Raw genomic sequence first — 24,010 nt, forward strand, 5'->3', positions numbered from 1 at the left:
TCTTCAAGTCGTTTGATTGAGTCTTGAAATGAAAAGCCAGCGGTGTCATGCCGCTGGTTTTTTATTGACCATTTACAGGCTTGAAGAGGATATGCGTTGTGAGCTTAAAGGACAGAATGAACAAATATCAAGTTGCTTATAGCTAACTGAGAAGATAAGTGTGCAGTCACTGCTATTTATGGGCTCCTACCTGGGAAATGGCTGAGAAAACCTAAAAGTCAGGTTTTACTACCACGAGTGACGAGCTAAGGTTGTGTTAAAAGATGCACTTCGTAAATTACAGATGCCACTTTCTTTGACCTCATGACCTCCTGTTCGTTTTCCTATTTCGTCATGAAATTTATTATTTCCAATAACCATGTATTTGGTGCTTGACCTGTTTGAGTTGCTTGATTCATCTAAAGATAAATATGATGTGGAATATAGAGTTGAGGTCTGTTCTAAGGGGGAGGGGCACTTCCCCTCTCGTATTTAATGGAGATGTTGCCCCTTATTGGTTAAATTACATGTAACGATATAACAGCTGTAAAGTGCTCTATTAGTTGTACTAAATAAGGTTTAAACGTCCTAGAGTGTTTGTTAGTTAAATTTAAATTCCGCACTTATGAAACTGTGGGTAGATTGGAACGATTCAGAAATAAGAGCTAGGCTTTCTATATGTAATCCAGTAGTTTACTCTGACGCACCTGATATCAAACCACCATTATATTGAACTGCTCTAGTTTTATTTTTAGTGTACAACTAAAGTTAGGTTTTTGAATCGATTTCCTGTTGAGTGTGAAGCTCTGAATTGATTTTGATCGTAATGATTTACCATCTTGTATTGAATGTGAAACTTTATTTTAAGCTGAGCAGATTTCGATTGAGTTATTGATAATGAAAATAAATATTTAGTATGTCATGATTTTCGAGTGCGTGCGTATCTTGGGTGTTTCTGTTTTTATAGTGATGAGTGCAGGTATTGAATATTTTCTTTTAAAACAACATTATTATGATTTTTGATAAGTTTTTATACTTATTTACTACCAGTTGTTTTTAAATTTGTTAGATACTTCTGCGGTTTATTTCTTTGCGAACTTAAAACGTCGGATCGAAATAGCTAAGTTACTTGTTAGGTACTAATAAATTTGAACACTGAAGGCAATATATGAAGTTAAAATCTGTACTAATAATGATGGGGATCTCATTGGTCTCTTTTTCTAAAGCTGGCCTTGCCAGCAATGATTCATCACAATTAAAGAATACGTCCGAAGCTTGTTTGATAACTCGTGATACTGGTGAAAAATATTGTCTTAAAGCAGGCGAACGTTCTCCATATGCGCTGCCTAGAAATATCCGTGGGCATGAAGTTGATGTACTAGCCCCCAGTGGGTTAAGTGTCATGCTGAGCGATTATGACAATTTGTCATATAATCGACTCGCCGTATTTGATGGTTATACGGCATATGCAGACCTTAAGAATATTAAAGCTAGGAATGGTAAGATTTTGGATTTCTCCCATCCACATTCGATGAGAGTCATTGCTACAGAGAAGGTGCCTGAAGCTTGTATTATTAGCCGAAAAACAGGTGAAAAATTCTGTCTGAAAGCAGGGCAACGATCTGGCTATGCTCTACCTCATTATATTCGTGGCCATGAAGTTGATATCATAGCACCTAGTGGGCTAAGTGTGATGTTGAGTGACTATGACAACTTGTCATATAACCGACTCGCTGTATTTGATGGGTATACGGCATATGCAGACCTTAAAAATATTAAAGCGAGAAATGGCCAATTCCTCGATTTTTCCCACCCACACTCGATGAGAGTGATTGCAAAAACTAAGGAACCGGAAGCCTGTATCATTAGCCGAGAAACGGCTGAAAAATATTGCTTAAAGGCTGGGCAGCGTTCTGGATATGCACTCCCTCATTATATTCGTGGACATGAAGTTGATGTGATGGCGCCCAGTGGGTTAAGTGTTATGTTGAGTGATTTTGATAATCTGTCTTATAACCGATTAGCTGTGTTTGATAAATATACGGCTTATGCAGATCTTAAGGGGGTAAAAGCTAGAAATGGGAAAACTCTTGATTTTTCTCATCCGCACTCGATGAGAGTAATCAAGACCAGTAAGCAGCCTGAAGCTTGTATTGTTAGTCAGTTTACCAATGAAAAGTACTGTTTAACAGCAGGTCAACGTTCAGGATATGCATTACCTCATTATATCCGCGGTCATGAAGTTGACCTAATTGTTCCTGATGGATTAAAAGTAACCTTATCGGACTTTGATAATTTATCTTACAATCGTTTAGGTTTTTTTACGAAAAATACAGCTAATTCACAACTAACAAATGTTCTGGCATTTAATGGTCAATATTTGGATTTTTCGGAACCTCATTCTATGCGAGTCTCTTCTTCTGCGATCATTGTTGACCCTGTTGACCCTGTTGACCCTGTTGACCCTGTTGACCCTGTTGACCCTGTTGACCCTGTTGACCCTGTTGACCCTGTTGACCCTGTTGATCCACCAGTTCAAAGTCAAGTTGCTGCTATCACTGGGACTGTTAGTGGGAATGATGCTTTTTTCGACATTAATTTTGATACACCAACCGTTAGCGAAAGAGTTTTAGGGCTGGAGTTTTCTAATTCATTAGACAGTGTTGTAAAAGTAGATTTTAGTAGTTTAGTTTATGCCAGTTTTGATAATGGTAAAACTTGGCCTAAAGTGGTCGACATTAATACAAGTGGTAGCTTAGTTGTGCCGAACGGAAGTCAGAGTGTAGTATTGAGAGTTTTGACTTTAGTTGATGGGAAAAATGATAAGAACAAAAAGGTTGAATTACTCGCTTGGTTAGATCTACTACAGAAAGATAAGAAAAAATACAGTATAGATATCAGTAATGAGCACTCTAATAATACTGTTAAGTTAAAAGAGATGATAACTGAAAAACAAACCATTATTGAAGGTGACTTTAATATCAGTCATGTCATATTTGATAAGTCGACATACCGCAATACAGGGCTAAGTATACAGCTTATTACTAATACTGCACAGGTATGGAATGATCTTCGAGCGGATGTTGAGTTGATATATACAGATTCATCTCGAACATATCAATATAATGTAAATTTAATCGGTTTTAAGGTATTAAACATACCTAAAGGGGTGAAAGAAGTCATAATCACTTACTACAGTGCTGATGATGATATTCAGGAGCCTGATGAAGTGTTCTATTTCTCCGCGTGGTTAGCGGGTAAATTTGTTGATGGTGTTTTTGCTGAAACAGTTATTGTTGATAATGACTAGAGACCATTAATATTTAACCATAAAAACAGTCCTTTATTAGCTAGGGCTGTTTTTATTTTAATAAGATTGGTTATGCATTATTTATTAAGAGTGAGTGCCACGTACATGTAGAGTTAGTCAGCTTATTACTTGTACATTCCTATTTAAAAGTAATCAAATTTTTATCTGCAGCCTTGATATACGCCTACCAGTGATTTTTCTATGATTTCCAGCTAAGCTTTATCTTCAATTGAAATTATCACTTCTTTAAGTTCAAACAACAAAATGTGTATACTGATTCGTATCAAACGATGTTAATTGTGCATGTATATTATGGCGGTGTGGTTAAGTACAGCCGACGCAATTTGAAGTGCATTGTGTCGGCTGTACTGCAGTTTATCTTGAGTTATAACAACTAGCGTAGTGCTAGTGCTTTTTCTGCTAGGCGCTTGGCGGCATTGCGGTGTTTGTAGAGCAGTCGCTCCAGATCCAGTCCAATCACTTGGCCGTCGTGGACACGCCATTTTCCGGCTATCATAACTCTGTCAGCACTGTGAGCGCCGCACAATATGAGCGCTGCCAGAGGATCGTGGGAGCCAGAGAAGCGGATTTCATCGAGTTTGAACATGGCGATATCGGCTTGCTTGCCTACGGCTAAGGTGCCTATGTCGTCACGGCCCATGGCGCGAGCCGAGCCTTGGGTTGCCCAGCGTAGTGCATCAAAGTGAGTAACATCGGCAGCCCCATAACGTAAGCGCTGTAAATACAGTGCCATACGAACTTCACCTATCATATTAGAACCGTCGTTAGAGGCTGAGCCATCGACGCCGAGTCCGACTTTCACTCCTGCGGCTTCCAGCTCCTTGTTACGACATATGCCCGAGGCCAACATCATATTGGACGTAGGGCAGTGACTTATCCCCACTTGTGCCTGACCCAGACGCTTAATTTCTTCGTCGTTGAAGTGAATACCGTGAGCTAGCCAGGTGCGGTGATTTAACCAACCAACCTCTTCGAGGTAATCCACCGGACGATGACCGAAGCGCTCGAGGCAGAAGTCTTGCTCATCTATGGTTTCACACAAGTGAGTGTGCACCATGACATTCTCATTTTTAGCAATGCGTGCTGTCTCACGCATAAGGTCTGTTGTGACCGAGAAGGGAGAGCATGGAGCCAAAGCGATTTGTATCATGGCGCCATCATTACGCTGATGGTACTCGCGAATTAAACGCAAGCTGTCATCGACTATGACCTGTTCAGTTTGAATGGTATGGCGAGGCGGCAGGCCGCCGTCATCTTCGCCGAGGCTCATGGAACCACGGGTTAAAATTGCCCGCATATCTAACTTATTAGCCACCTCGACCTGGAGATCAATGGCGTGCTCTAATCCGTTGGGGATCAGGTAGTGATGATCCGATGCCGTAGTACAGCCTGACATCATCATCTCTACTAATGCGACCTCGGTTGCCAGACTAATCATCTCTTCATCGAGCCCGGCCCAAACGGGATACAGGGTTTTGAGCCAGTGAAATAGCTCTTTATTGAGTGCGTCGGGGTAGGCCCGCGTCAGGGTCTGGTAGAAATGATGATGGGCATTAATTAATCCTGGGGTAACCACATGCTGGCTGGCATCCACTACAACATCGACTTTTAGTGTTGGCTCAGCTCCCAGTTTAATTATTTCGACAACTTTAGTGCCGGATATCACTACACCACCGCGGGCATCTTCATCTGTGCCTGTGTAGAAAGCGAGGGGGTTTTTAAGCCATACTGTTTCCATTGATACTTCCTTAGCCCACCTCCAACTCAGTCAGAGTGGGCTTATCTGTTGTTATTCTAGTGTTTATTCTATTTTGTACTCTGCTGCTTATTACATGGGTTTAGCTTATATTTCTCTTCGGTCTCAGGGAGGACCTATCGCAAGCGGGCTCCGGTAGGTTTGCTTCAGCAAGGCTGTGACTATGGCGTCAGTGGTGATCCCTGAGTGGAAGACGTTGGCTATCTATGGCCATATTATCGGCATAGCCTTAGATTATTGTTCACTTGTCATGCTAACTATGTACACAACGTGAGCGGATAGTAAAGCCTTACACCATGTTTTTTTGTTTCATAAATGTGCTTTTTTCATTGAGAATTAAAGTCTCACCCATACATTACCTATTGATTATTAAGTGGTAGTTCTTTTGGTTTTGGCTTTTTTTATTTGCTTTTTATTTTTGTACACATTTTTACGGTTGATTTTGTACAATGTGTGGCGCAAGATTAACCAATCAATTTTTAAAACAGATTTAAAAATAAAAACAGAGATCAGAGAAGCAAGCGAATCGGCCTCATTGTTGGTTAACGCTTGTTGCTTGCTTGTTTGTGGCTAGGTTTAGATAAGGAGTCCTTCGATGAATAATGAGTATCCGCGTAACTTAATTGGCTATGGCGCTGTCCCTCCACACCCACATTGGCCTAGAGAGGCGCGTGTTGCTGTCTCCTTTGTGCTCAATTATGAGGAGGGGGGGAGCGTTGTGTGTTACACGGTGATTCAGAATCCGAAGCTTTTTTATCTGAGCTTCCCGGCGCACAGCCTTATGTGGGCGAGCGGCATATGAGTATGGAGTCTGTTTATGAATACGGCAGCCGGGCCGGCGTTTGGCGCGTACTGCGTTTGTTTAAACAATATGATATTCCGCTGACTGTTTTTGCCGTTGCTATGGCCTTAGAGCGTCACCCGGACGTGGCGAGAGCCATGATGGAAGATAAACATGAGATCTGTAGTCACGGTTACCGCTGGATAGATTATCGACATATGGATTATGCCGAGGAGCGGGAGCATATGCATAAGGCGATTGAGATCATCGAGCGCATCACAGGTGAGCGGCCACTGGGCTGGTATACGGGGCGCACCGGGCCAAATACACGTAAAATCGTGGCTGAAGAAGGTGGTTTCCTCTATGACTCTGATGCCTACGATGATGATCTGCCTTACTGGCATGAAGAGGGGCCTAAGCCGCAACTGGTGATCCCTTATACCTTAGATGTCAATGATATGCGTTTTGCCACAGTGCAAGGTTTCAATTCGGGTGAGCAGTTCTATCAGTACTTAAAAGACTCCTTCGACACCTTGTATGAAGAGGGAGCAACGGCGCCTAAGATGATGTCGATTGGTTTACATTGCCGCCTCATCGGTCGACCCGGTCGCATCGCTGCGCTCAAGCGTTTCCTCGAGTATGTCAAGCAACATGATAAGGTGTGGCTGTGCCGACGAATAGATATTGCCAAGCACTGGCACCAGCATCACCCGCATCCAAGCATAAAGGAGGGGGAACTATGATGCACTTTTCACATTGTCAGCCAACTAAAATGAACCGAAGCGAATTTGTCGCACACTTCAAAGATGTGTATGAACACAGCCCTTGGGTAGCAGAGTGGGTGTTTGATGCCGGCTTTTCCGGCAATGAAGACGACATCAATATTATGCACCAGCGAATGGCCGATACACTGCTGCAAGCCGACAAGAGTAAGCAATTAGCTTTGATCAATGCTCACCCGGATCTTGCGGGACGCGCAGCGATCAATGGCGAGCTGACCCAGGCATCCACTTCGGAGCAAGCTGGTGCGGGCATAGATCTTTGTTCGGCAGAGGAATTTGAGCGCTTTACGCGATTTAACCAGCTCTATCTGAATCGTTTTAACTTTCCTTTTATCAAGGCTGTGAAAGGGGCCAATCGCCATCAAATCCTCGAGTCTTTTGAAATGCGCTTAGATAACGACAGTGAAACCGAATTCAGTACCGCCTTGGCTGAGATAAACAAGATAGCCCTGTTTCGATTGCAGGATATGTGAGTCGCTGTTGGAAAGTAGTCTAATCATCATGTTAACGCGTTAATCAAAAAAAGGCCTTTATGGCCTTTTTTGTTTTTATGACGAGTTATCATCAGCAAGAGCGCAATAAACAGTGAGGCTGACTGAATTTAAACCTTTAGGCCTTGTTGATCTTACCTTTGTTGGTGTTCTTATTGGTGAAGCTGGAAAAAACTACATGGAGATCCTTAGACACAGATTCACCATCGAGGTTTAATTTCGAGCGAATATGGTTTAGATGTTCCTGCATCAAAGTAAGGGCTTTGCCTTTGTCGGCAGCTTCGATGGCATCTAACAGCGCCGTATGCTCATCCAGGGAGCAGTTTATGTGGTTACCCACTTCATACTGAGCAATCAATAATGATGTTTGTGAGACAAGGCTGCGTTGGAAATTAAACAGGGGAGTATTGTTAGCCATTTCGGCAAGTTGTAGATGAAACTCACCAGATAAGCGGATACCACTACCAAAATCGCCTTTCTCGAATGCACTCTGCTCATCTGCTACAAGCTTGCGAACTTGCTTTATCTGTTCGGCGGTTGCGTGTTCTACAGCCAGCTCAGTGATCGCCAACTCCATGACTTCACGGGCTTTGAAGATCTGCTTGGCTTCCTCTACGGTCGGTGCGGCAACGATGGCACCTCGGTTAGGCCGGATAACGACGACTTGCTCCAGAGATAATCGCAGTAAGGCGCGGCGAACCATGGTGCGGCTGACATCAAATATGTCACTCAGCACTTCTTCGTTGAGCTTGGTATTAGGCGGTAGGCGCTGCTCTAGAATTGCATCAAAAATATGGCAGTAAACGATGTCATCCAAAGTCTGATTAGAAAGCTTAGATTTGGGTTTTACCTGTGTCGATTTAAGGTGACTTGTCATTAGGTTGCCAGATTCTTTGATAGAGGGTGAAATGCCGTTCATTATACGTTTTTCAGTTAACTTTACTGTGTTTTGTACACAATTTATCAGCTTTATTTTTAGCATAAAATTGAGTTTTGTATACAGTTAGCCAAAAACGCGCGCTAATCAGAAATTGTACTTGTTGATTGGGGCAAAGTGAAGATAAATAACAAAGGCTTAAAGGGCAATCACACCACAGCTACCATCTGACTCTATTCTAGTTGTTATACCGATTGTATTAAGAGTCAGATGCTATGTTGTGAATTATTTCCAATCCTAGTCTAATAACAGAGGGTAACTAGGCAAGGTTAAGAAAGGCGCAAATTCGGCGGAGGTAGATATCTCATCGAAGAGGCGCGCCGTTTCATGGAAGCAACCCGAGTCGAATCTAGCGTCGCCGACTTCAGCCTTGATGGTGTCAAGCTCCTGAGTTAGCCAAGTGCGGAAGCGCTGCGGTGAAGACTTGTCCATCGTCCAATTTCACTGCGTGATGGATCCACTGCCAGATACTCGCGCGTGAAATCTCGGCGGTTGCGGCATCTTCCATGAGGCCATAGATAGGCACACAACCCACCCCCTGAATCCATGCCTCGATATAATAGAGCGCGATACGGATATTTTTCCGCACACCAGCTTGGTTACACCCACCGGTACATGGCTGCAGCAAAAGCTCTGCGCTTATTTCGCCCATGTCGCTAGAGTCAAAATCCAGTTGGTTAATTTGACCTTTAAGATGCTGGTTAAACATATCCATCGCCGGGACCACTAAGTGTGGATGAGCGACCCAGGTGCCGTCGTGCCCATTGTTAGACTCCCGTCGTTTGTCCTCAACCATCTTGTCGAGTACAAGTTGCATGACTTGAGGATCTTTATTTGGAATGAAGGCAGACATGCCGCCCATAGCCAAAGCTCCTCTTTGATGACAAGTACGTACTAATAGTTGGCTATAGGCATTGAGAAATGCCTTATTCATACCGACTTCACGGCGATCTGGCAATATACGGTCTGGGTGATTTTTTAAGGTTTTTATGTAGCTGAAAATGTAATCCCATCGACCACAATTCATCGCAACAATATGGTCACGCATTACGTATAGGCTCTCATCCATCTGGAACACCGCAGGGAGAGTTTCGATCAATACCGTTGCTCTAATCGTACCTGTACTTACACTGAAATAGGCTTCGGTGAAACTGAAAATATCATCCCACCACTGTGCTTCTTCCATGCTTTCGAGCTTAGGTATGTAGTAATACATTCCCAGCCCTTGTTCTGCACGAGTCTGATAGTTATGGAAGAAGTAGAGTGCAAAATCCATTAAACACTCATGCTCTTGCCCTGGATAGCGCATCTTTCATGAAACTCTTAAGCATTTTCTAATGGTTGTTTTAATTAACTCAAATTCACTTACTATAAAAATTTTCATGGGAATTTATTTCTTGTAAATCTCATCAGACGTTCGACATTGTAGACGGGATATTAAACTAGATGAAATGAATAAATATAATTTAGGGTGATAAGGTATAATCCATTTTTAACAGTTACTTAACTTGGTTTGAGACTTGTGTGGTGAGTGTGTCTTAATATGAGTTAGTAATGACTTACTGTCATTACCTGTGTTGATCGTTTGGATATTGTGCAGTTGGATTGTACAAGTTAGCCTATGAGCTTATCGCGATAAAGCTGATGGGACATTGGTAGAATACAGGTAATGAATAAAATCAGGCATACCTGTTAAAGTACAGGCAGCCTGATTATTCTTCCTTATTTACTAAGCTAATGAGAGTCATTGCCAATGTGACTTAGTGGGTAACTGAATTTATTAAGGCAATAGATTCAGGGGTAAGACTGTCTACATAATCTCTAAGGGCATCTTCTTTTTGATAGAATTCATAATCTGCTATTGCTTTTAATGGTAGGCATGCTTTTATATCACCAAAGAAGGCAAAGTTTGGTGGGCATTGGTTAACTTGGTTAAAGATTAGGTTGCCAGAGTTATCAATATCATAAATTATGTAACTATTATAATCTGTAGTTCTGGCGAACGAGGAGTTTAGTAAATCTTCTTTGTCAAGAGAGTCTAGCCAAGCTTGGCCGCCAATGGCTTCCATTGTTTCTATGGAAGAATGGAGCTGAGGTTCAGAATCTATGTTGTCTATAACGCCGTCATGATCATAATCATAATCGATACCGCTAACAGAGCTAATTAATGCAATAGATTCAGGTGTAAGGCTTTCGATATAATTTTTCTGTGCATCTTCTTTTTTTAAAACTTCACCATGAAAAATGTCGTTGTTTGGTAGCACCTTATCAAGTGGTAGGCATGCTTTTATATCACCAAAGAAGGCAAAGTTTGGCGGACATGGATAAACTGTATTAAATATCAGGTTGCCAGAATTATCAATATCGTAAATTATGAAGCTATTATAATCTGTCGTTTTGGCGAAGTTACCCTTAGTTTTTAGTAAATCTTCTTTATCAAGAGAGTCCAACCAGGCTTGGGCGCCAATTTGTTCAAATGTCTCTATGGATGAATTTAACTCGGGTTCTGTATCCATACTATCTATGACACCGTCATAATCTGAATCAAAATTATAATCGGAAACCGTCACTTCTCTTGTATCGATTATGACACCATCTTTACCACCCCATTTCATAGTGAAAATGACTTTATCACCTGAAGATAAAAGGGTGCTTTTATACACCTCTTTAATATTACTAGTTACACTCGTTTTAGAATAAAAACATTTCTCTTCTTTGCAAGACATTTTGTACTGAGTATTCACTTCTGCTTTGACATAGAAACCAGGTAATGAACTAAGATCATTAGTAAATGACATTGAAATGGTATTTGTATCTAGGTTTGCATGCACTTCAGAAAAGTAGGGGATGATGCTAATATCTTAGCTGTTAAGTCCTCTGCAGATGCAATATTTGGTAATAAGTATCCACTTAGTGCTGTAATTAAACAAGTTTTGGCAGAAATGTTTAGAAATATTCTTTTATGATTATTCATATGTTTCCCAATAAATTGAATTTTTATTTGTTATTTTCTAATTAGAAACTTAGATTGAAAGCTAGGATTTACTAATCTTCATAAATAATTACTTGGTAGAGGGGTTATTGATACTTAATTAGTGTATCTAAAGTGTATCCTGTTGGTTTTAAAATGAACTATTATTGCTTTTTTATTAATGCGTTGGCGTGTTTAAATATTTATCTTTGTTTTTAATTGTTACTGTGTTAAATATTATTTTCAATATTTATTTAATGGTTACTTATGAAAGAAAATTATTTACTCTTATTGTTTGGTATGTCTTTAACCTCGGTCTCCAATATTTCTATAGCTAGTGATAGCACTCTTATATATGCTGAAAGTATACCTGAGGCCTGTATCATTACCCGTGATACCAGCGATAAGTATTGTCTTAAAGCTGGAGAAATTGCATATACCCTACCAAAATATATTATGGGAGATGAAGTTGACTTACTGGTTCCTAGTGGGCTGGAAGTCGTTCTTAGTGATTATGGGAGTATACCAAATAATCATACGGCTTCATTTGATAGATATACTGAAAATAAGCAGTTGGAGCATGTAAAGGCTAGAAATGGTAAGTATCTCGACTTTTCTACACCCTATTCCATGCTAGTTGTTCCGACGAAGAAGGTTCCTGAAGCTTGCATCGTTAGCCGTAAATCCGGTGAAAAATTTTGTCTTACAGCAGGTGAGCTTAGTTATACACTACCGGATTATATAATGGGGGATGAAGTCGACTTGCAAGTACCCAGTGGTCTGGTAATGGTTCTTAGTGATGATGGAAGTATACCAAATAATCATACGGCTTCATTTGATAGATACACTGAAAATAAGCAGTTGGAGCATGTAAAAGCTAGGAATGGCAAGTATCTCGACTTTTCTACACCCTATTCTATGCTAGTTGTTCCGACGAAGAAAGTTACTGAAGCTTGCATCGTTAGCCGTAAATCCGGTGAAAAATTTTGTCTTACAGCAGGTGAGCTTAGTTATACATTACCGGCTTATATAAAAGGGGATGAAGTTGATTTGCAAATACCCAGTGGTCTGGTAATGGTTCTTAGTGATGATGGAAGTATACCAAATAATCATACGGCTTCATTTGATAGATACACTGAAAATAAGCAGTTGGAGCATGTAAAGGCTAGAAATGGCAAGTATCTCGACTTTTCTGCACCCTATTCAATGTTAGTTGTTCCGAGTAAAAGGCTTCCTGAAGCCTGTATCATTAGTCGTATAACCAACGAAAAATACTGCTTAACTGCAGGCCAGCGTTCAGGTTATGCTTTGCCTCACTATATTCGTGGCCATGAAGTCGACCTGATTGTTCCTGATGGGTTGAAGGTGATCCTGTCGGACTTTGATAATTTATCTTACAACCGTTTAGGCTTTTTTACGAAAGACACAGACAATGCTGACTTAATCAATGTTTTGGCATTTAATGGTGAATATCTTGATTTTTCTGAACCTCACTCTATGCGGGTATCTGAGATTACAGGTCCGGTTGATCCAGTAGAACCACCAGTTCAGAGCATAGTGGGTGATATCATGGGTTCTGTAGGTGGTAACGATGCTTATTTCAACATTCACTTAGAGACACCAACAATTAGTGAAAGAGTTCTAGGGCTACAATTCTCTAACTCCTTTGAAAGTATTGTTAAAATTGATTTCAGTAGTTTAGTTTATGCCAGTTTTGATGGCGGTAAAACCTGGCCAAAAGTAGTCGACATTAATACAAATGGGAGTTTAGTTGTTCCAATTGGAAGTCAAAGCATACTATTGAGAGTTCTGACGTTAATTGATGATAATGATAATGATACTAAGATTGAATTATTTGCCTGGTTAGATGAAATGCAAGCAGATAAGAAAAATTTCATTCTCGATATTAGTGGTTCTTACTCTGAGAATAACGTTAAATTAAAAGAGATGCTAACTGATAAACAAACTATAATGGAGGGTGAGTTTAATACGAGTCATGTGATGTTTGATCGTGCTACATATCGTAATACAGGTTTAGGTATACAACTTCTCACTAATAGTGCACAAGTATGGATTGATCTTCGTGCCGATGTTGAGTTGATATATACTGATGCATCACGGACATATCAATATGATGTCAATTTACTTAATTTTAAGGTACTAAATATACCAGCAGGGGTGAGTGAAGTCATTATTACTTATTATAGTGTCGATGATGATATTCAAGAGCCTGATGAAGTATTTTATTTCACTGCATGGATAGCCGGTGATTTAGCTGATCGCCTTGTCGCTGAAACAGTTATTGTAGACAACGACTAGTGAGTTAAATATCCAGTTATAATCAAAAGTGCTCTGCAAGGCAGAGCACTTTTTGTGAAATTTTGAGACTTTTAATCTTCAAATTTTCTGAGATACAGGGCGAGTGGATCTGCATCTGCATCCTTGTCCAGCATAGGTAAAGATACGATAAACAAGGAGAATAACTCGGCCTGTGAGCTGATGTTTAGCTTGCAGTGGATCTTTTTCCGATGAACCTTTACCGTTTCCAAGCTGATATCCAGTGATTTAGCGATAGCCTTACTGGAGTAACCTTTCAAAATAAATAACACAATTTCACGTTCTCGTTCACTCAGCACCTCTCGACCAAAGTTGTTGAAGGCTTTGTTGAGATTATTGCTAAAATTTTTGTCTTTTACCGATTGTTGGTCGGTTATCAGTGACTGTAGGTCGTATAGCTGGAAGTGTTTGCGGATTAACTCGAGCAAGATAAACTTTATCGGTTCGACAGCTTGAAAAGGCTCATCTATATCGTCTGTGGAGTCGTCTCGCAGGCCCAGAGAGATGACCACTGACACCTCATCGGATAGGTGGATGATCACACCTTGCTCATCTTTAAGCCTTGTGGCTTGGTAATAGTTTAAATAATACTCTGTCTGAAAAAAGTCGTCGGGTGCCAGTTCGGTTAGTTGATAAATACCTTCGGGTACACTTCGCTGAATGGCGCCGTAGAAAGGATCCAGCAGGTAGCCGCCGCGTAGGTATAATTCTAAGGTAGAGTGTTGCTCTCTATCGGACAGATCACTATAGAGTAAAATTGGCGATGACTCTTTAAAATAGCCAAATACCACACTACTGCCATAGGGAGATATGGATTGCAGTATGGCTGATAAATCACCAAGAAAATCTTTGCTGCCCATTTTAGAAATGAGCTTAGGTAATATGTGCTGCCAATCAAATTCAGTTTGAATATTGTTATAATTATTCTTGTTCAAAATGTATTCCAGTCAAACATAGTTCAACCACAATACTGGCTTTAAATTAATCTGTCGAATAAGTTTTAAGCTGAAATTTACCTTTGATCTTGTGCCATTTTAATCGCCATTTTTCTTGAAATAATAATCTTGTTATCAATACCCCTACAGGGTTATTCCGTCATTTATCTCGCTAAATTAGTCTTACACCAATTGGTATGAGATCAATTTCCCATTTGAAATTTTCATATGGTTTCTCTTTATCGGGCTAAAAGGAAAAGCAGATGACGGAAAAAACAAATCACAAGCGACTCTGGTCTCGCTTGATGGCGATGGCCAAACTAGGTGCGACGCCGAACGGAGGCTGTAACAGGCAAGCGTTAACGGATCTGGACAGCATGGGCAGGAGTCTATTGATCGAATGGGCCAATGAGATTGGTTGCAGTCATCATTATGATGAAATTGGTAACTTGTTCATTCGTCGGGAGGGTCAGTCTCCACAGTTGCCAGTCATACTCGTTGGCAGTCATCTGGATACCCAGCCCAGTGGTGGCAAGTTCGATGGGGTATATGGTGTCTTAGGTGGGTTAGAGGTGTTACACACCTTGACTGAGAAAGGTATCGATACCCAGCACTCCATAGAGTTGGTTGTCTGGACCAATGAAGAGGGCTGTCGTTTCGATTGTGCCATGATGGGCTCTGCGGTGTGGACTCAGTCAATGCCATTGCAACTGGCTTATGATCTTCAGGCTTTCGACAATCAGGCCAGAGTCGAAGATGAGCTTATCCGTTTAGGGCAAAAAGGCCAGGTAGCCGCCAGTTACTTTCCGATAAAAGCCGCCTTCGAATTACACATAGAGCAAGGGCCCATTCTGGAGCTTGAGAAGTTGACTATTGGGGTGGTAAAGGGCGCTCAGCACATGAGTCGGCATAATATTACCGTCTGGGGCCAGGAGGCTCACGCTGGCCCAACACCCATGTCTTCAAGACGCGATCCCATGATGGCATTATCACTTTTCCTACCCAAGCTTTATCAATTGGCAGAGGAATATTCCCCTGATAGCCGCATCACTTTTGGCACGATCGATGTCGAACCCGCTTCACCCAATACCGTACCGGGTAAGTTGATGCTTACTATGGATATTCGTCATCCGGATCTTGCCACTTATCTTGATATGTTAGAGAAGAGCGAGCAGATTATTTCACAGAGCTGTGGCAGTTTAGATTTAGAATTTCAGCTCAAGCAGAGCTGGCATGCTCCGGGTGTTGAATTTTCGGACGCTTGTATTGTTTCGGTGCAGCAGGCTGTCGACGATTTAGGCTACAGCAACAAGACCATGGTGAGCGGCGCCGGTCATGATGCGGTCAACCTGGCTCGGATAGTGAATACCAGCATGATATTTATTCCATGTCGCGATGGATTGAGCCATAACGAAGCCGAGTACGCATCTCCTACCGATGTGGGGAAGGGTGCCGATGTCTTGCTCAATGCCATCTTATCCCAGGCTGTTTAGCGTCTATTAATCATATTATCAATTAATGGCAAGATCTTATCTCACTCATAGTTAAGCATATGAGTGAGCCGATCAGCCCATGAATATTTGGAATCCTTTATGTCACCATTATCACTCAGTATTTTAAATGATGTCCCTGTCAGTGACACAGTACAGAGATATCTCAGCACCGATCTTAAGATGTGTATCGGTGGGCAGTGGCTCAGCGCCAGTTCAGGGGAGACAATCGATGTTTTCGAGCCTTCAAGCGGTGAGTTACTGGCTAAAATCCCCGCGGCGGATAAACAAGATATAGATAAGGCCGTGATATCGGCTCAAGCTGGTTTTAAAGTGTGGTCTCGTATGCTGCCCTATGAGCGTCAACAGGTTATCTTAAAATTTGCCGACTTAATCGAATGTCATGCTGATGATTTTGCCATGCTTGAGTCCCTCGATAATGGCAAATCTGTTGAAATCGCCCGCCATGTCGATGTGGAGTCGACGATCAAGTTTTTCCGCTATATGGCGGGGTGGGCGACCAAGATAGAGGGGACAACGCAAACTGTGTCCGTGCCTGGTTTACATTCAACCTATACCAAGAAAGTCCCCATAGGGGTGGTTGGGGCGATTGTTCCCTGGAACTTCCCCTTATCTATGGCGGCATGGAAAATAGCCCCAGCTTTGGCTACTGGTTGCAGCATCATCTTAAAGCCTGCGGAAAATACCTCTTTGACAGCCCTGCTACTCGCTGAAATAGGCATCAAGGCCGGCTTGCCTGCAGGTGTGCTCAATGTGGTTACTGGCTTTGGGAATGTTGCTGGCGCGGCGCTATCTTCCCATCCCGGGATTAACAAGATTGCATTTACGGGCTCGACACCAGTAGGCAAGATGATTGGTAAGGCGGCGATGGAGAATGTGACACGGGTGTCGTTGGAGCTAGGGGGTAAATCTCCGGTTATCGTATTTAATGATGCTGATATTGAGAAGGCGGCTCAGGGAGCGGCCAGCGCTATTTTCTTTAATCATGGTCAGGTATGTGTCGCGGGTTCTCGCCTCTATGTTCAGTCGGGGATCTACGAGGCATTTATTCAACGCGTCAGTGAGATTGCAAATGATATGACTCTCACTCATGGAATGGACAGTCAGATTGATATGGGGCCACTGATTTCCCGTGTACAACAAGAGCGAGTCCAGGATTTTATCAAAATAGGTATCGAAGAGGGGGCTAGATTACTGGCTGGAGGGTGTGACTGGCAAGGCCCTGGATATTTTGTTAAACCGACCGTATTTGCAGATACTCACCATGATATGACCATAGTCCGTGAAGAGATCTTCGGCCCTGTGCTGGTTGCGCAATCATTCGATACATTGGAGGAGGTCATAGCGCTAGCTAACGATACACCATTTGGGCTTGCTGCCAGTATCTGGTCAAATGATATCAAGCTTGTCCATCAGATGATTGACAGTCTCGAGGTGGGCATAGTCTGGGTTAATACCCATCATCTTGTCGATGCATCCATGCCTTTTGGCGGGGTGAAGCAGTCAGGCTTCGGGCGAGAGCAGGGCAAAGAGCAATTGGATCTGTTTCTTGAGACTAAGACGGTGTGGATTAACTATGGCGATTGAGTTAGCTATTTGACTAGGAAAGGCCCGAAAGGTTAAGAGGTAACCTTTTGGGCCTTGATGAATGAGCTGTGAGTCGTAAGCGGTAAGTTGTAAGAAAAATCACTTATGACTTCTAGGTTTAAAGAGTAAAATTAAACGACTTGTTGATGGAGAGTAGCAGATGGTTATCGTTTCTAAACACGCCACTATCAACTTTCATCTCTGTGTTTATATCATTAAATAAGTAGGCTAAGGATATGTCTATCCCCATGACTTGGGTCGATAGTCCAACGGACATGTCTGTATAGGCACCAATATCCCAATTGCTCCAGTAGTTTCCCCAGTTTCTACCTGCGTGTAAGTCTATACTGTATTTCTCCATGATTTGGTAACTGTAATTAACACTGATGTAATGGCTGATATCGCCTAAACCTGACATGTCATTGGTAAAGTAATAACTGACATCCAGTCCAAATCCAGATAAGCCTAAAAGCAACTCCTCAAATCCGGCAACATCATGTGAGCCGAGATATTGATAGCTAATTAAGCTCACGCTGTAATCGATATCTGCAGATAAATTATTTGAGTAACCTAGCCAAAAGTCAGTCTCGACACTCTCATCGCCGCCGTAGTCCAGGTTGGATGCCCAAGCCCCGACGAAGAGTCCATTGCTAAAGTCTGCATTTATTCCAGCTTGTAGGGCTGGATCGCCAGCGCTCAATGATTGTCCGCGCCAACGGTAATCTGACGTTGCGCCTAAATTGGTTGAGAGTTCGGTGGCCATCACGGGGGAAAAGCTTAATGACATTAAGCTTGCCATAAATACATTAGATCTGTTCATAACATCTCGGGGGATTGTGAAAATAAAAGGGGAGAGGTTAACTCTCCCCCAGCTTGTTACTTATTTCCTACTAAGCGATGATTAAGAAGAAAATGGCCGTGATAGCTATGCCTATTAAGGTATAAGGCAGCTGAGTCCTGGCATGTTGAATGGGGTACAGCCGCTTCCCTGAGCCGAAAGCACAGTCGAATCACTGAAGAAACAGGAATGGCTACCTGCGGCGGCGGCCGAGAGTAAGGCGCCGATTATGATAGGCATAGGTGTTCCTATGGCGATGGCAACAGGAAAGACGATTGGCATGGCGACGGCAAACAAGCCCCAGATCGACGCTGTTGCAAATACCATGGCTGTTAACACCAGAAATATAACAGCCGGGAATATGGCGGGTGAAATGTATGGCACTATCGTGTCGATAATATATTGAGTCAATCCCAGTTGGTCATTGACATTTTTAAGCATAAAGCCACCGATCACCGTTGCCAGGGGGACCAACATCACCTTGAAACCCTTGAACATGGAATCGAACATCTTGGTAATCGATAAGATGTTTTGTAGCCAATACAGGCCAATAGTGAATGTTATCGCCACTATGACACCAGCAAGTAAGTCTATGCCGTAAAGCCAGCTGGCGATGACCAGAACAAACATAGGCAGTAAAAAGTTAATCACTCCCATCAGATCTGAGGTCTGCTTGTCCTGTACGAGTTCAAGGTCTATTTCATCGACACCATCAGGTTTGGGCTGCCCAGCTTGTGCCCTCTGTTCAGCAGCTTTCATGGGACCAAGATCTGGCAGCTTGCGAATGGCGACCAGAAATACCACTGCCAAGGTTGCCCAACCATAGGCCATATAAGGAATGGCATCGATATAGATTGCCAGTCCTTGACCGGATTCGGCTATGCCATTGGATTCCAGTAGAGAGCCGAAGTATACCGCCCAGGTGGAGAAGGGCACCAATATGCATACCGGCGCCGCGGTTGAATCAACCAGGTAGGCAAGCTTCTCCCGTGAAATCTTGTATTTGTCGGTGAGTAGCTTCATGGATGTCGATATAGCCAGGGCATTTAAATAATCATCGATGAAGATTAGAATTCCCAGACAGAAGGTGATCAGCATGGTCTGCTCTTTACTCTTTACCTTGTTGAGTAAGACCCGGCTGAAGTTAAATATACTGCCACCTGTTTCCAGTAAGGCTATCAAGCCCCCCATTAAGCCACAGACTAAGATGATCCAGGCTATGGTTGGATCCACCAGTACGGCTTGGGTGACCTCAACGATGCCTGGAACCGTTTCACCTGGGTTGAGCATGATAAGACCTGCAACGGTGCCGATAACTAAAGGTTCAGCCGAACGGTGGGTTGTAAATGCAATGCCTAAGACGATGCAGGTTGGCAATATACTTAGCCAGCCAAAACTTTCTCCCTGTACGTGGTTTTGGCCAATATAGATGAACAAGATAACGAGAGTCGCAAAACCTAACAAATAGCCGATTTTTTTTGATAGCTTGTCGCTGCTTGGTAGAGGCATTGCATTATCGTTAGGCATCAAGATTATCCCCAAGGAGCACTTCTGATGACACTTCATCTATAGCTTCTTTCAATTTGGAAATTAAGCTGTCTATATTGTCTCTGGTTAATGTGAGTGGTGGGGATATGACGATAATATTGCCCACGGGGCGAATGATGAGGCCTTTCTCGAGGCATTTCTCGAACACTCGCTGCGCCTGATACAGTCTTTCTTTCGTTTGCTTGTTCGATACCAGATCGATGGCCAGCATAAAGCCTGTACCGCGCACATCACCAACAATTGAGTTTGTGAGAAGTGTTTCACGGGCTGTTTGTTGCAGATAAGGCCCCAATTTATTGACATTATCAAACAGGGATTCCTGTTCAAGGATCTCGAAATTCTTCAATGCTGCGGCGCAAGCTGTAGCATGTCCACTGTAGGTGAAGCCCATGGAGAAGACACCGCCTTCACATTGGGGCTGACTGATAACCCGATAGATGTCTGCTGATATAATCGTTGCGCCTAGGGGGATGTAGCCTGAATTAATGCCTTTGGCGGTGATTAATACATCGGGTACAAAATCGAATATGGCTTCACTGCTAAACCATTGTCCAAGACGTCCAAAAGCCGTGACAACTTCATCGGCGACGACCAATACATCATACTTACGGCATATGTCGGCACACTTTTTATGGTAACCCTTAGGGGCAACCAGTACGCCGCCTGCACCCATCACAGGTTCGAGAATAAAGGCTGCAACGTTGTCGGCACCTAAGCGTAAAATATGATTTTCAAGTTCATTGGCAAGAAAACAAGCGTATTCGTCTTCGGTTAGCTGCTCTGCACCTATTGGGCGTCGATACATATCGGCGGCTGAGACATAACTGATGAGCTCATCGCCTAAGGAGTCGAAGCTGCTCTTGGTGGCTTGTATCCCGGTAAGGTTCGCTGCGAAATAGGTTGAACCATGATACGCACTATCACGAGAGATTATTTTCTTCTTGGTGGTCTTGTCGCGTAGGTTATTGTAGTAGTGGATTATTCTAAAAGCTGAGTCGTTGGAGACTGAGCCGCCTGAGGTGAAAAATACATGATTGAGGTCCCCAGGGGTTCTCTTGGCTATCTCAGCGGCTAATTCTGAGGCTGGTGCATTGGTGGAGTGACCGAAGGGATTAAAATATTGCATCTGGGTGATCTGCTTATGGATAGCATCTGCCATGTCTTCACGGCCATGACCGATATTGACGCACCAAAGTCCTGCGATACCGTCTAAAAATGTGTTCCCTTGTGAGTCACTAACAAAATTGCCTTTAGCCTTAGTAATTACCTGGCTTCCCTCTTCATGGAAAGTAGAAAAGTCTGTATATGGATGAATAAAATGATTTTTATCTTGCTGCCATACTTTATCTGTCTTAATTGAATCGGTCACATTACCACCTGTCTTTTTGTTGATGTACCTCTAATAAACAAGTTCTGCGTGAAGTGAGCAATACCCCCGAGGGGTTATTGTCATGAGCTCATTAAACCATTAAATATTGATTAGAGTGTTTAACAAGTGTTCTGTTTGTACTGAACTTGTGTAATGGGAAGTCATAAAAAAGTTTACTGATAAAAACGATTAAAATTAAATTGGGACTCAATATGTTTAAACAATCCAGACGTGATCTATTAAAATCTGCTGCCGTGATTACTGGCGGTTCCACCCTATTTGCCTCTGGCTTATCTTCCTTGGTTATTTCCGGGAGTGCTCAAGCCGCAGAGCCATTATCAGATATAGAAAAATCACCTAAAAGTGACGGATTTACCATTCCCGGTGAGTTTGAAAAGCAAAAGGCTGTTTGGCTTGGTTGGCCTACATTTCAATGGTATACCGATCCCAAACTCGACACTAAATTTGCCATTGCGAATATCATTCAGGCGCTGGTACAGGAAAGCGTTACCGTTCAGCTTATGTGTACAGATTTAGCGGGTGAACAGGTCATTAAAGCTTGGTTCAAAGAGCAAGGTTATGAGATTGGCACGAACCGCTTCCTCAACTATGTTTATGTCAATCCGGTGGATATCTGGCAGCGTGACTTTGGCCCAGTTTTCTTGAAAAATCGTAAAACCGGCAAGACGGCCATATCAAGTTTTACTCAGAATCAATGGGGCTATTCGACGACGGACGATGCAACGTCCGTCGCTATGAGCAAACTTCCTTTCGAAGTATCAAAACTGAAAGAGTTCTCGACCAATGAATATTATCAGACATCTCTGGTGAGTGAAGGGGGTGACAGAATACCCAACGGCAAGGGGACGCTTATTGTCTGCAGAGACGTGGAATTTGATCGCAACCCCAACTTATCTGAAGATGAAATTACGGCTAAATTAGAGAGTGCGTTAGGTGTGACTAATGTGATTTGGCTCAATTCCGGGGTTTATGAAGATCCGTTAGCCTTCTGGGGGCCGTTACCCTATGCGGTATCTGCAACTGAAACCCTCTTCTTGTATGGCCCGCAAACAGTGGGTGGGCATACGGACGAATGTGCAAGATTTGCTAACGCAACTGATATTATTCTGACCATGCCTACAGCCGAAGAAGCGGCCAGCGATCCTATTCATGGTGTTAATTATGCAAGGCTTCAGCATGCGCATCGCACCTTGTCTGCAGCGAAAGATCAGGACGGAAATCCATTTAATATTATTGAGCTTCCCGTACCGGATCTCGAGTATATTGAAGTACAACCTGATCAAGATATGTATAAGTATTTGGAGTCATATACTTATCCCTCACATGCGGTGGCATTTCCGAAGGGGAAGCCAATCCAGGTGGTGAAAGCGGCAAGCTATGCTAACTACTTGGTTACCAATAATACGATCATAGCGCCGAGTTATAACAGCCCGAAGAAAGATGCCGAAGCCAAGAAGGTACTCAGCCTTGCTTACCCGAAACATAAAGTCATTCAGATAGATGCTGATGCATTAAATTATGCAGGAGGGGGATACACTGTGTCACCCAGCATCAACCAGCTTAGGCATTTAGTTTGTTAGGGGCTGATGTAAGTTAGTGACTCATCAAATGGGTGAGTCATTTAGCTGAATTGATTAACTTACCTGTTCTATCTTTAAAATGCAGGGGGTTTTCAACTTATGGCTCTTTTCATTAAAAATGTAATCATGTTCAAACCAATATATGTACATGCGTAACTTGCTGTTCTCTTCTATGCTGTTAGAACTAAAGAATTTTCGATAGCATCTGGAGCTGTACATATAGCCTGAATGATACAGTTTAATCATTCTGTCGCTTAGTCTGATCTCACGATAATCTATGCTATCGCTGGCTATGTCTGTAAATCTATACTCTCCATGGTGAAATAAACCATTAACTATTTCGATGTTTTTTGGATTTGCTAACATGCCATCAAACTCTAATGCTGAAATTCGGCTAGTGATCAAGGCTGACGCGAATATGGCCGTCAGGCTCATGATCTTCCAGGGAATATTTCTTTTGTATTTATAGTGCAGAAGTGTACAGCTAATTAAGAAGATGCTTAAAATAATGAGGACTCGTTCATACTGAAGCCAGGCGCTCGCTTCAAAGATGGTTGTGATCAAATTTACTTCCTTGGAATATCATCAATCGTCAGGTAGGGGGGCAGTTAACTTGAGCTGAAACTAAGTCGAAAATATCCGACTTAGTTTTTCTGCTGATTCTTTAGAAAATGCAGTTGCTAGCGAACTCTTTTCCTTCTTTTATCGTCCAATCAGCCTTAGATTTCTCTTTTATGTTTTTGCACCAATCCTTACTGCCTATTTCAGGAGCACAGCCAGATAGAAGAGATAAAGCTAAGATAATACCGATCGTTTTTTTCATGATCATTCCAGTCTTAATGATGATTTATTTTTACGGAATTTATCATTTCTCAATAAAATTTTGGTATCGTCAGTGTTTTAGCTGTAAGAGTCGATCATTTTTGATAAGGTAAATCGTTTTTCTCAGTATATTTAACTCTTGTTTTGACTAAGTTTTTTGTATCTAATTTAATGAGTTTATTTAGCATGTAAAATTACAATATACATAACGATTATATACTTAACAGGTGTTTTTATGTCACTAACTCATTAGTTTCTATCTGAGTTTATCATTGGTGTTTTTTGTGTTTCACCTGAGTATCGGTTTCCCCCTTAATCCTATATTGATAATTATTATGAAAATCAATCAGATCTCCATGGTTTATCATAAGTACCTTTTTGATACTAAATATTTTAAAAAAAGCGATAAACTTACTTGTAAACGTACTTAGTAT

General features: G+C 42.2%; 17 protein-coding genes and 1 pseudogene. 7 read left to right on the plus strand and 11 right to left on the minus strand.

The genetic code is table 11. The features are described 5' to 3' along the window. The first annotated feature begins 1,147 nt into the window (after nt 1–1,147). A complete protein-coding gene (locus FM037_RS28500; protein ID WP_221937484.1) occupies nt 1,148–3,289 on the plus strand; it encodes a leukocidin subunit S in 2,142 nt (713 codons plus the stop codon). 394 nt (nt 3,290–3,683) lie between these two features. Here the strand turns inward: FM037_RS28500 and FM037_RS08245 are convergent, their stop codons facing one another. Further along, nucleotides 3,684–5,048, minus strand: a complete 1,365-nt coding sequence (locus tag FM037_RS08245; protein WP_144045600.1) for an 8-oxoguanine deaminase — start codon at nt 5,046–5,048, stop codon at nt 3,684–3,686. A 613-nt stretch (nt 5,049–5,661) separates the two neighbouring features. On the opposite strand from FM037_RS08245, the pseudogene puuE reads away from it, so the two are divergent. Together puuE and uraD are read left to right on the plus strand one after the other, a co-directional pair. Continuing rightward, nucleotides 5,662–6,590: pseudogene (gene puuE, locus FM037_RS08250) on the plus strand (allantoinase PuuE). Continuing rightward, nucleotides 6,587–7,102: a 2-oxo-4-hydroxy-4-carboxy-5-ureidoimidazoline decarboxylase gene (gene uraD / locus FM037_RS08255; RefSeq protein ID WP_144045601.1), complete on the plus strand. Its 516-nt coding sequence runs from the start codon at nt 6,587–6,589 to the stop codon at nt 7,100–7,102. Before puuE ends, uraD begins: the two are co-directional and overlap by 4 nt. Before the next feature lie 136 nt (nt 7,103–7,238). On the opposite strand, the gene FM037_RS08260 is transcribed toward uraD, so the two are convergent. The 4 genes from FM037_RS08260 to FM037_RS08270 all read right to left on the minus strand — a co-directional run bounded on the left by FM037_RS08260 (nt 7,239) and on the right by FM037_RS08270 (nt 10,855). Then, nucleotides 7,239–7,997, minus strand: a complete 759-nt coding sequence (locus FM037_RS08260) for a GntR family transcriptional regulator (protein WP_144045602.1) — start codon at nt 7,995–7,997, stop codon at nt 7,239–7,241. A gap of 297 nt (nt 7,998–8,294) precedes the next feature. Next, the gene (locus FM037_RS29235; RefSeq protein WP_227992592.1) at nt 8,295–8,489 is read right to left on the minus strand and encodes a hypothetical protein; all 195 of its coding nucleotides are present in this window, start codon (nt 8,487–8,489) and stop codon (nt 8,295–8,297) included. Further along, the gene (locus FM037_RS08265) at nt 8,437–9,333 is read right to left on the minus strand and encodes a malate synthase (RefSeq protein WP_227992591.1); all 897 of its coding nucleotides are present in this window, start codon (nt 9,331–9,333) and stop codon (nt 8,437–8,439) included. Before FM037_RS08265 ends, FM037_RS29235 begins: the two co-directional genes overlap by 53 nt. A 484-nt stretch (nt 9,334–9,817) precedes the next feature. Further along, nucleotides 9,818–10,855 (minus strand): hypothetical protein, encoded by a 1,038-nt coding sequence (locus tag FM037_RS08270; RefSeq protein ID WP_144045603.1) that lies wholly within the window; start codon nt 10,853–10,855, stop codon nt 9,818–9,820. Between the two features lie 440 nt (nt 10,856–11,295). Here FM037_RS08270 and FM037_RS08275 point away from each other — a divergent pair, with 440 nt between their 5' ends. Then, nucleotides 11,296–13,347, plus strand: a complete 2,052-nt coding sequence (locus FM037_RS08275) for a hypothetical protein (RefSeq protein WP_144045604.1) — start codon at nt 11,296–11,298, stop codon at nt 13,345–13,347. Between the two features lie 71 nt (nt 13,348–13,418). On the opposite strand, the gene FM037_RS08280 is transcribed toward FM037_RS08275, so the two are convergent. After that, the gene (locus FM037_RS08280; protein ID WP_144045605.1) at nt 13,419–14,300 is read right to left on the minus strand and encodes a LuxR C-terminal-related transcriptional regulator; all 882 of its coding nucleotides are present in this window, start codon (nt 14,298–14,300) and stop codon (nt 13,419–13,421) included. Nucleotides 14,301–14,563: 263 nt separating this feature from the next. On the opposite strand from FM037_RS08280, the gene FM037_RS08285 reads away from it, so the two are divergent. Both FM037_RS08285 and FM037_RS08290 read left to right on the plus strand, forming a co-directional pair. Next, entirely contained in the window at nt 14,564–15,793 is a 1,230-nt protein-coding gene (locus FM037_RS08285; RefSeq protein ID WP_144045606.1) for a M20 family metallo-hydrolase, read from the plus strand. A 99-nt stretch (nt 15,794–15,892) separates the two neighbouring features. Further along, the gene (locus FM037_RS08290) at nt 15,893–17,398 is read left to right on the plus strand and encodes an aldehyde dehydrogenase family protein (RefSeq protein ID WP_144045607.1); all 1,506 of its coding nucleotides are present in this window, start codon (nt 15,893–15,895) and stop codon (nt 17,396–17,398) included. Nucleotides 17,399–17,516: 118 nt separating this feature from the next. Here FM037_RS08290 and FM037_RS08295 read toward each other — a convergent pair whose 3' ends face one another. From FM037_RS08295 to FM037_RS08305, 3 genes are all read right to left on the minus strand, one after another. Beyond that, the gene (locus FM037_RS08295; protein ID WP_221937485.1) at nt 17,517–18,185 is read right to left on the minus strand and encodes a TorF family putative porin; all 669 of its coding nucleotides are present in this window, start codon (nt 18,183–18,185) and stop codon (nt 17,517–17,519) included. Nucleotides 18,186–18,332: 147 nt separating this feature from the next. Then, nucleotides 18,333–19,763, minus strand: coding sequence for a Na+/H+ antiporter NhaC family protein (locus FM037_RS08300; RefSeq protein WP_221937486.1), 1,431 nt, complete (start codon nt 19,761–19,763; stop codon nt 18,333–18,335). After that, the gene (locus FM037_RS08305) at nt 19,756–21,153 is read right to left on the minus strand and encodes an aminotransferase class III-fold pyridoxal phosphate-dependent enzyme (protein ID WP_144045609.1); all 1,398 of its coding nucleotides are present in this window, start codon (nt 21,151–21,153) and stop codon (nt 19,756–19,758) included. The genes FM037_RS08300 and FM037_RS08305 overlap by 8 nt, the downstream gene beginning before the upstream one ends. A 212-nt stretch (nt 21,154–21,365) precedes the next feature. On the opposite strand from FM037_RS08305, the gene FM037_RS08310 reads away from it, so the two are divergent. Beyond that, on the plus strand, nt 21,366–22,754 hold the full coding sequence (locus tag FM037_RS08310; protein WP_144045610.1) for an agmatine deiminase family protein: 1,389 nt from the start codon (nt 21,366–21,368) through the stop codon (nt 22,752–22,754). A gap of 54 nt (nt 22,755–22,808) precedes the next feature. On the opposite strand, the gene FM037_RS08315 is transcribed toward FM037_RS08310, so the two are convergent. Then, nucleotides 22,809–23,318 (minus strand): hypothetical protein, encoded by a 510-nt coding sequence (locus FM037_RS08315; protein ID WP_144045611.1) that lies wholly within the window; start codon nt 23,316–23,318, stop codon nt 22,809–22,811. Nucleotides 23,319–23,418: 100 nt separating this feature from the next. After that, nucleotides 23,419–23,577 (minus strand): DUF3012 domain-containing protein, encoded by a 159-nt coding sequence (locus tag FM037_RS08320; protein WP_144045612.1) that lies wholly within the window; start codon nt 23,575–23,577, stop codon nt 23,419–23,421. Nucleotides 23,578–24,010: the final 433 nt, after the last annotated feature.

The organism is Shewanella psychropiezotolerans, from assembly GCF_007197555.1.
Lineage (GTDB): Bacteria > Pseudomonadota > Gammaproteobacteria > Enterobacterales > Shewanellaceae > Shewanella > Shewanella psychropiezotolerans.

Coding starts and splice junctions, on each gene's coding strand:
- FM037_RS08285 (WP_144045606.1), top strand. CDS start 14,564: ATGACGGAAAAAACAAATCACAAGCGACTCTGGTCTCGCTTGATGGCG.
- FM037_RS08265 (WP_227992591.1), bottom strand. CDS start 9,333: ATGGATTTTGCACTCTACTTCTTCCATAACTATCAGACTCGTGCAGAA.
- FM037_RS28500 (WP_221937484.1), top strand. CDS start 1,148: ATGAAGTTAAAATCTGTACTAATAATGATGGGGATCTCATTGGTCTCT.
- FM037_RS08310 (WP_144045610.1), top strand. CDS start 21,366: ATGTTTAAACAATCCAGACGTGATCTATTAAAATCTGCTGCCGTGATT.
- FM037_RS08320 (WP_144045612.1), bottom strand. CDS start 23,577: ATGAAAAAAACGATCGGTATTATCTTAGCTTTATCTCTTCTATCTGGC.
- FM037_RS08300 (WP_221937486.1), bottom strand. CDS start 19,763: ATGCCTAACGATAATGCAATGCCTCTACCAAGCAGCGACAAGCTATCA.
- FM037_RS08270 (WP_144045603.1), bottom strand. CDS start 10,855: ATGTCATTTACTAATGATCTTAGTTCATTACCTGGTTTCTATGTCAAA.
- uraD (WP_144045601.1), top strand. CDS start 6,587: ATGATGCACTTTTCACATTGTCAGCCAACTAAAATGAACCGAAGCGAA.
- FM037_RS08260 (WP_144045602.1), bottom strand. CDS start 7,997: ATGACAAGTCACCTTAAATCGACACAGGTAAAACCCAAATCTAAGCTT.
- FM037_RS08290 (WP_144045607.1), top strand. CDS start 15,893: ATGTCACCATTATCACTCAGTATTTTAAATGATGTCCCTGTCAGTGAC.
- FM037_RS08245 (WP_144045600.1), bottom strand. CDS start 5,048: ATGGAAACAGTATGGCTTAAAAACCCCCTCGCTTTCTACACAGGCACA.
- FM037_RS29235 (WP_227992592.1), bottom strand. CDS start 8,489: ATGGACAAGTCTTCACCGCAGCGCTTCCGCACTTGGCTAACTCAGGAG.
- FM037_RS08295 (WP_221937485.1), bottom strand. CDS start 18,185: ATGTCATTAAGCTTTTCCCCCGTGATGGCCACCGAACTCTCAACCAAT.
- FM037_RS08275 (WP_144045604.1), top strand. CDS start 11,296: ATGAAAGAAAATTATTTACTCTTATTGTTTGGTATGTCTTTAACCTCG.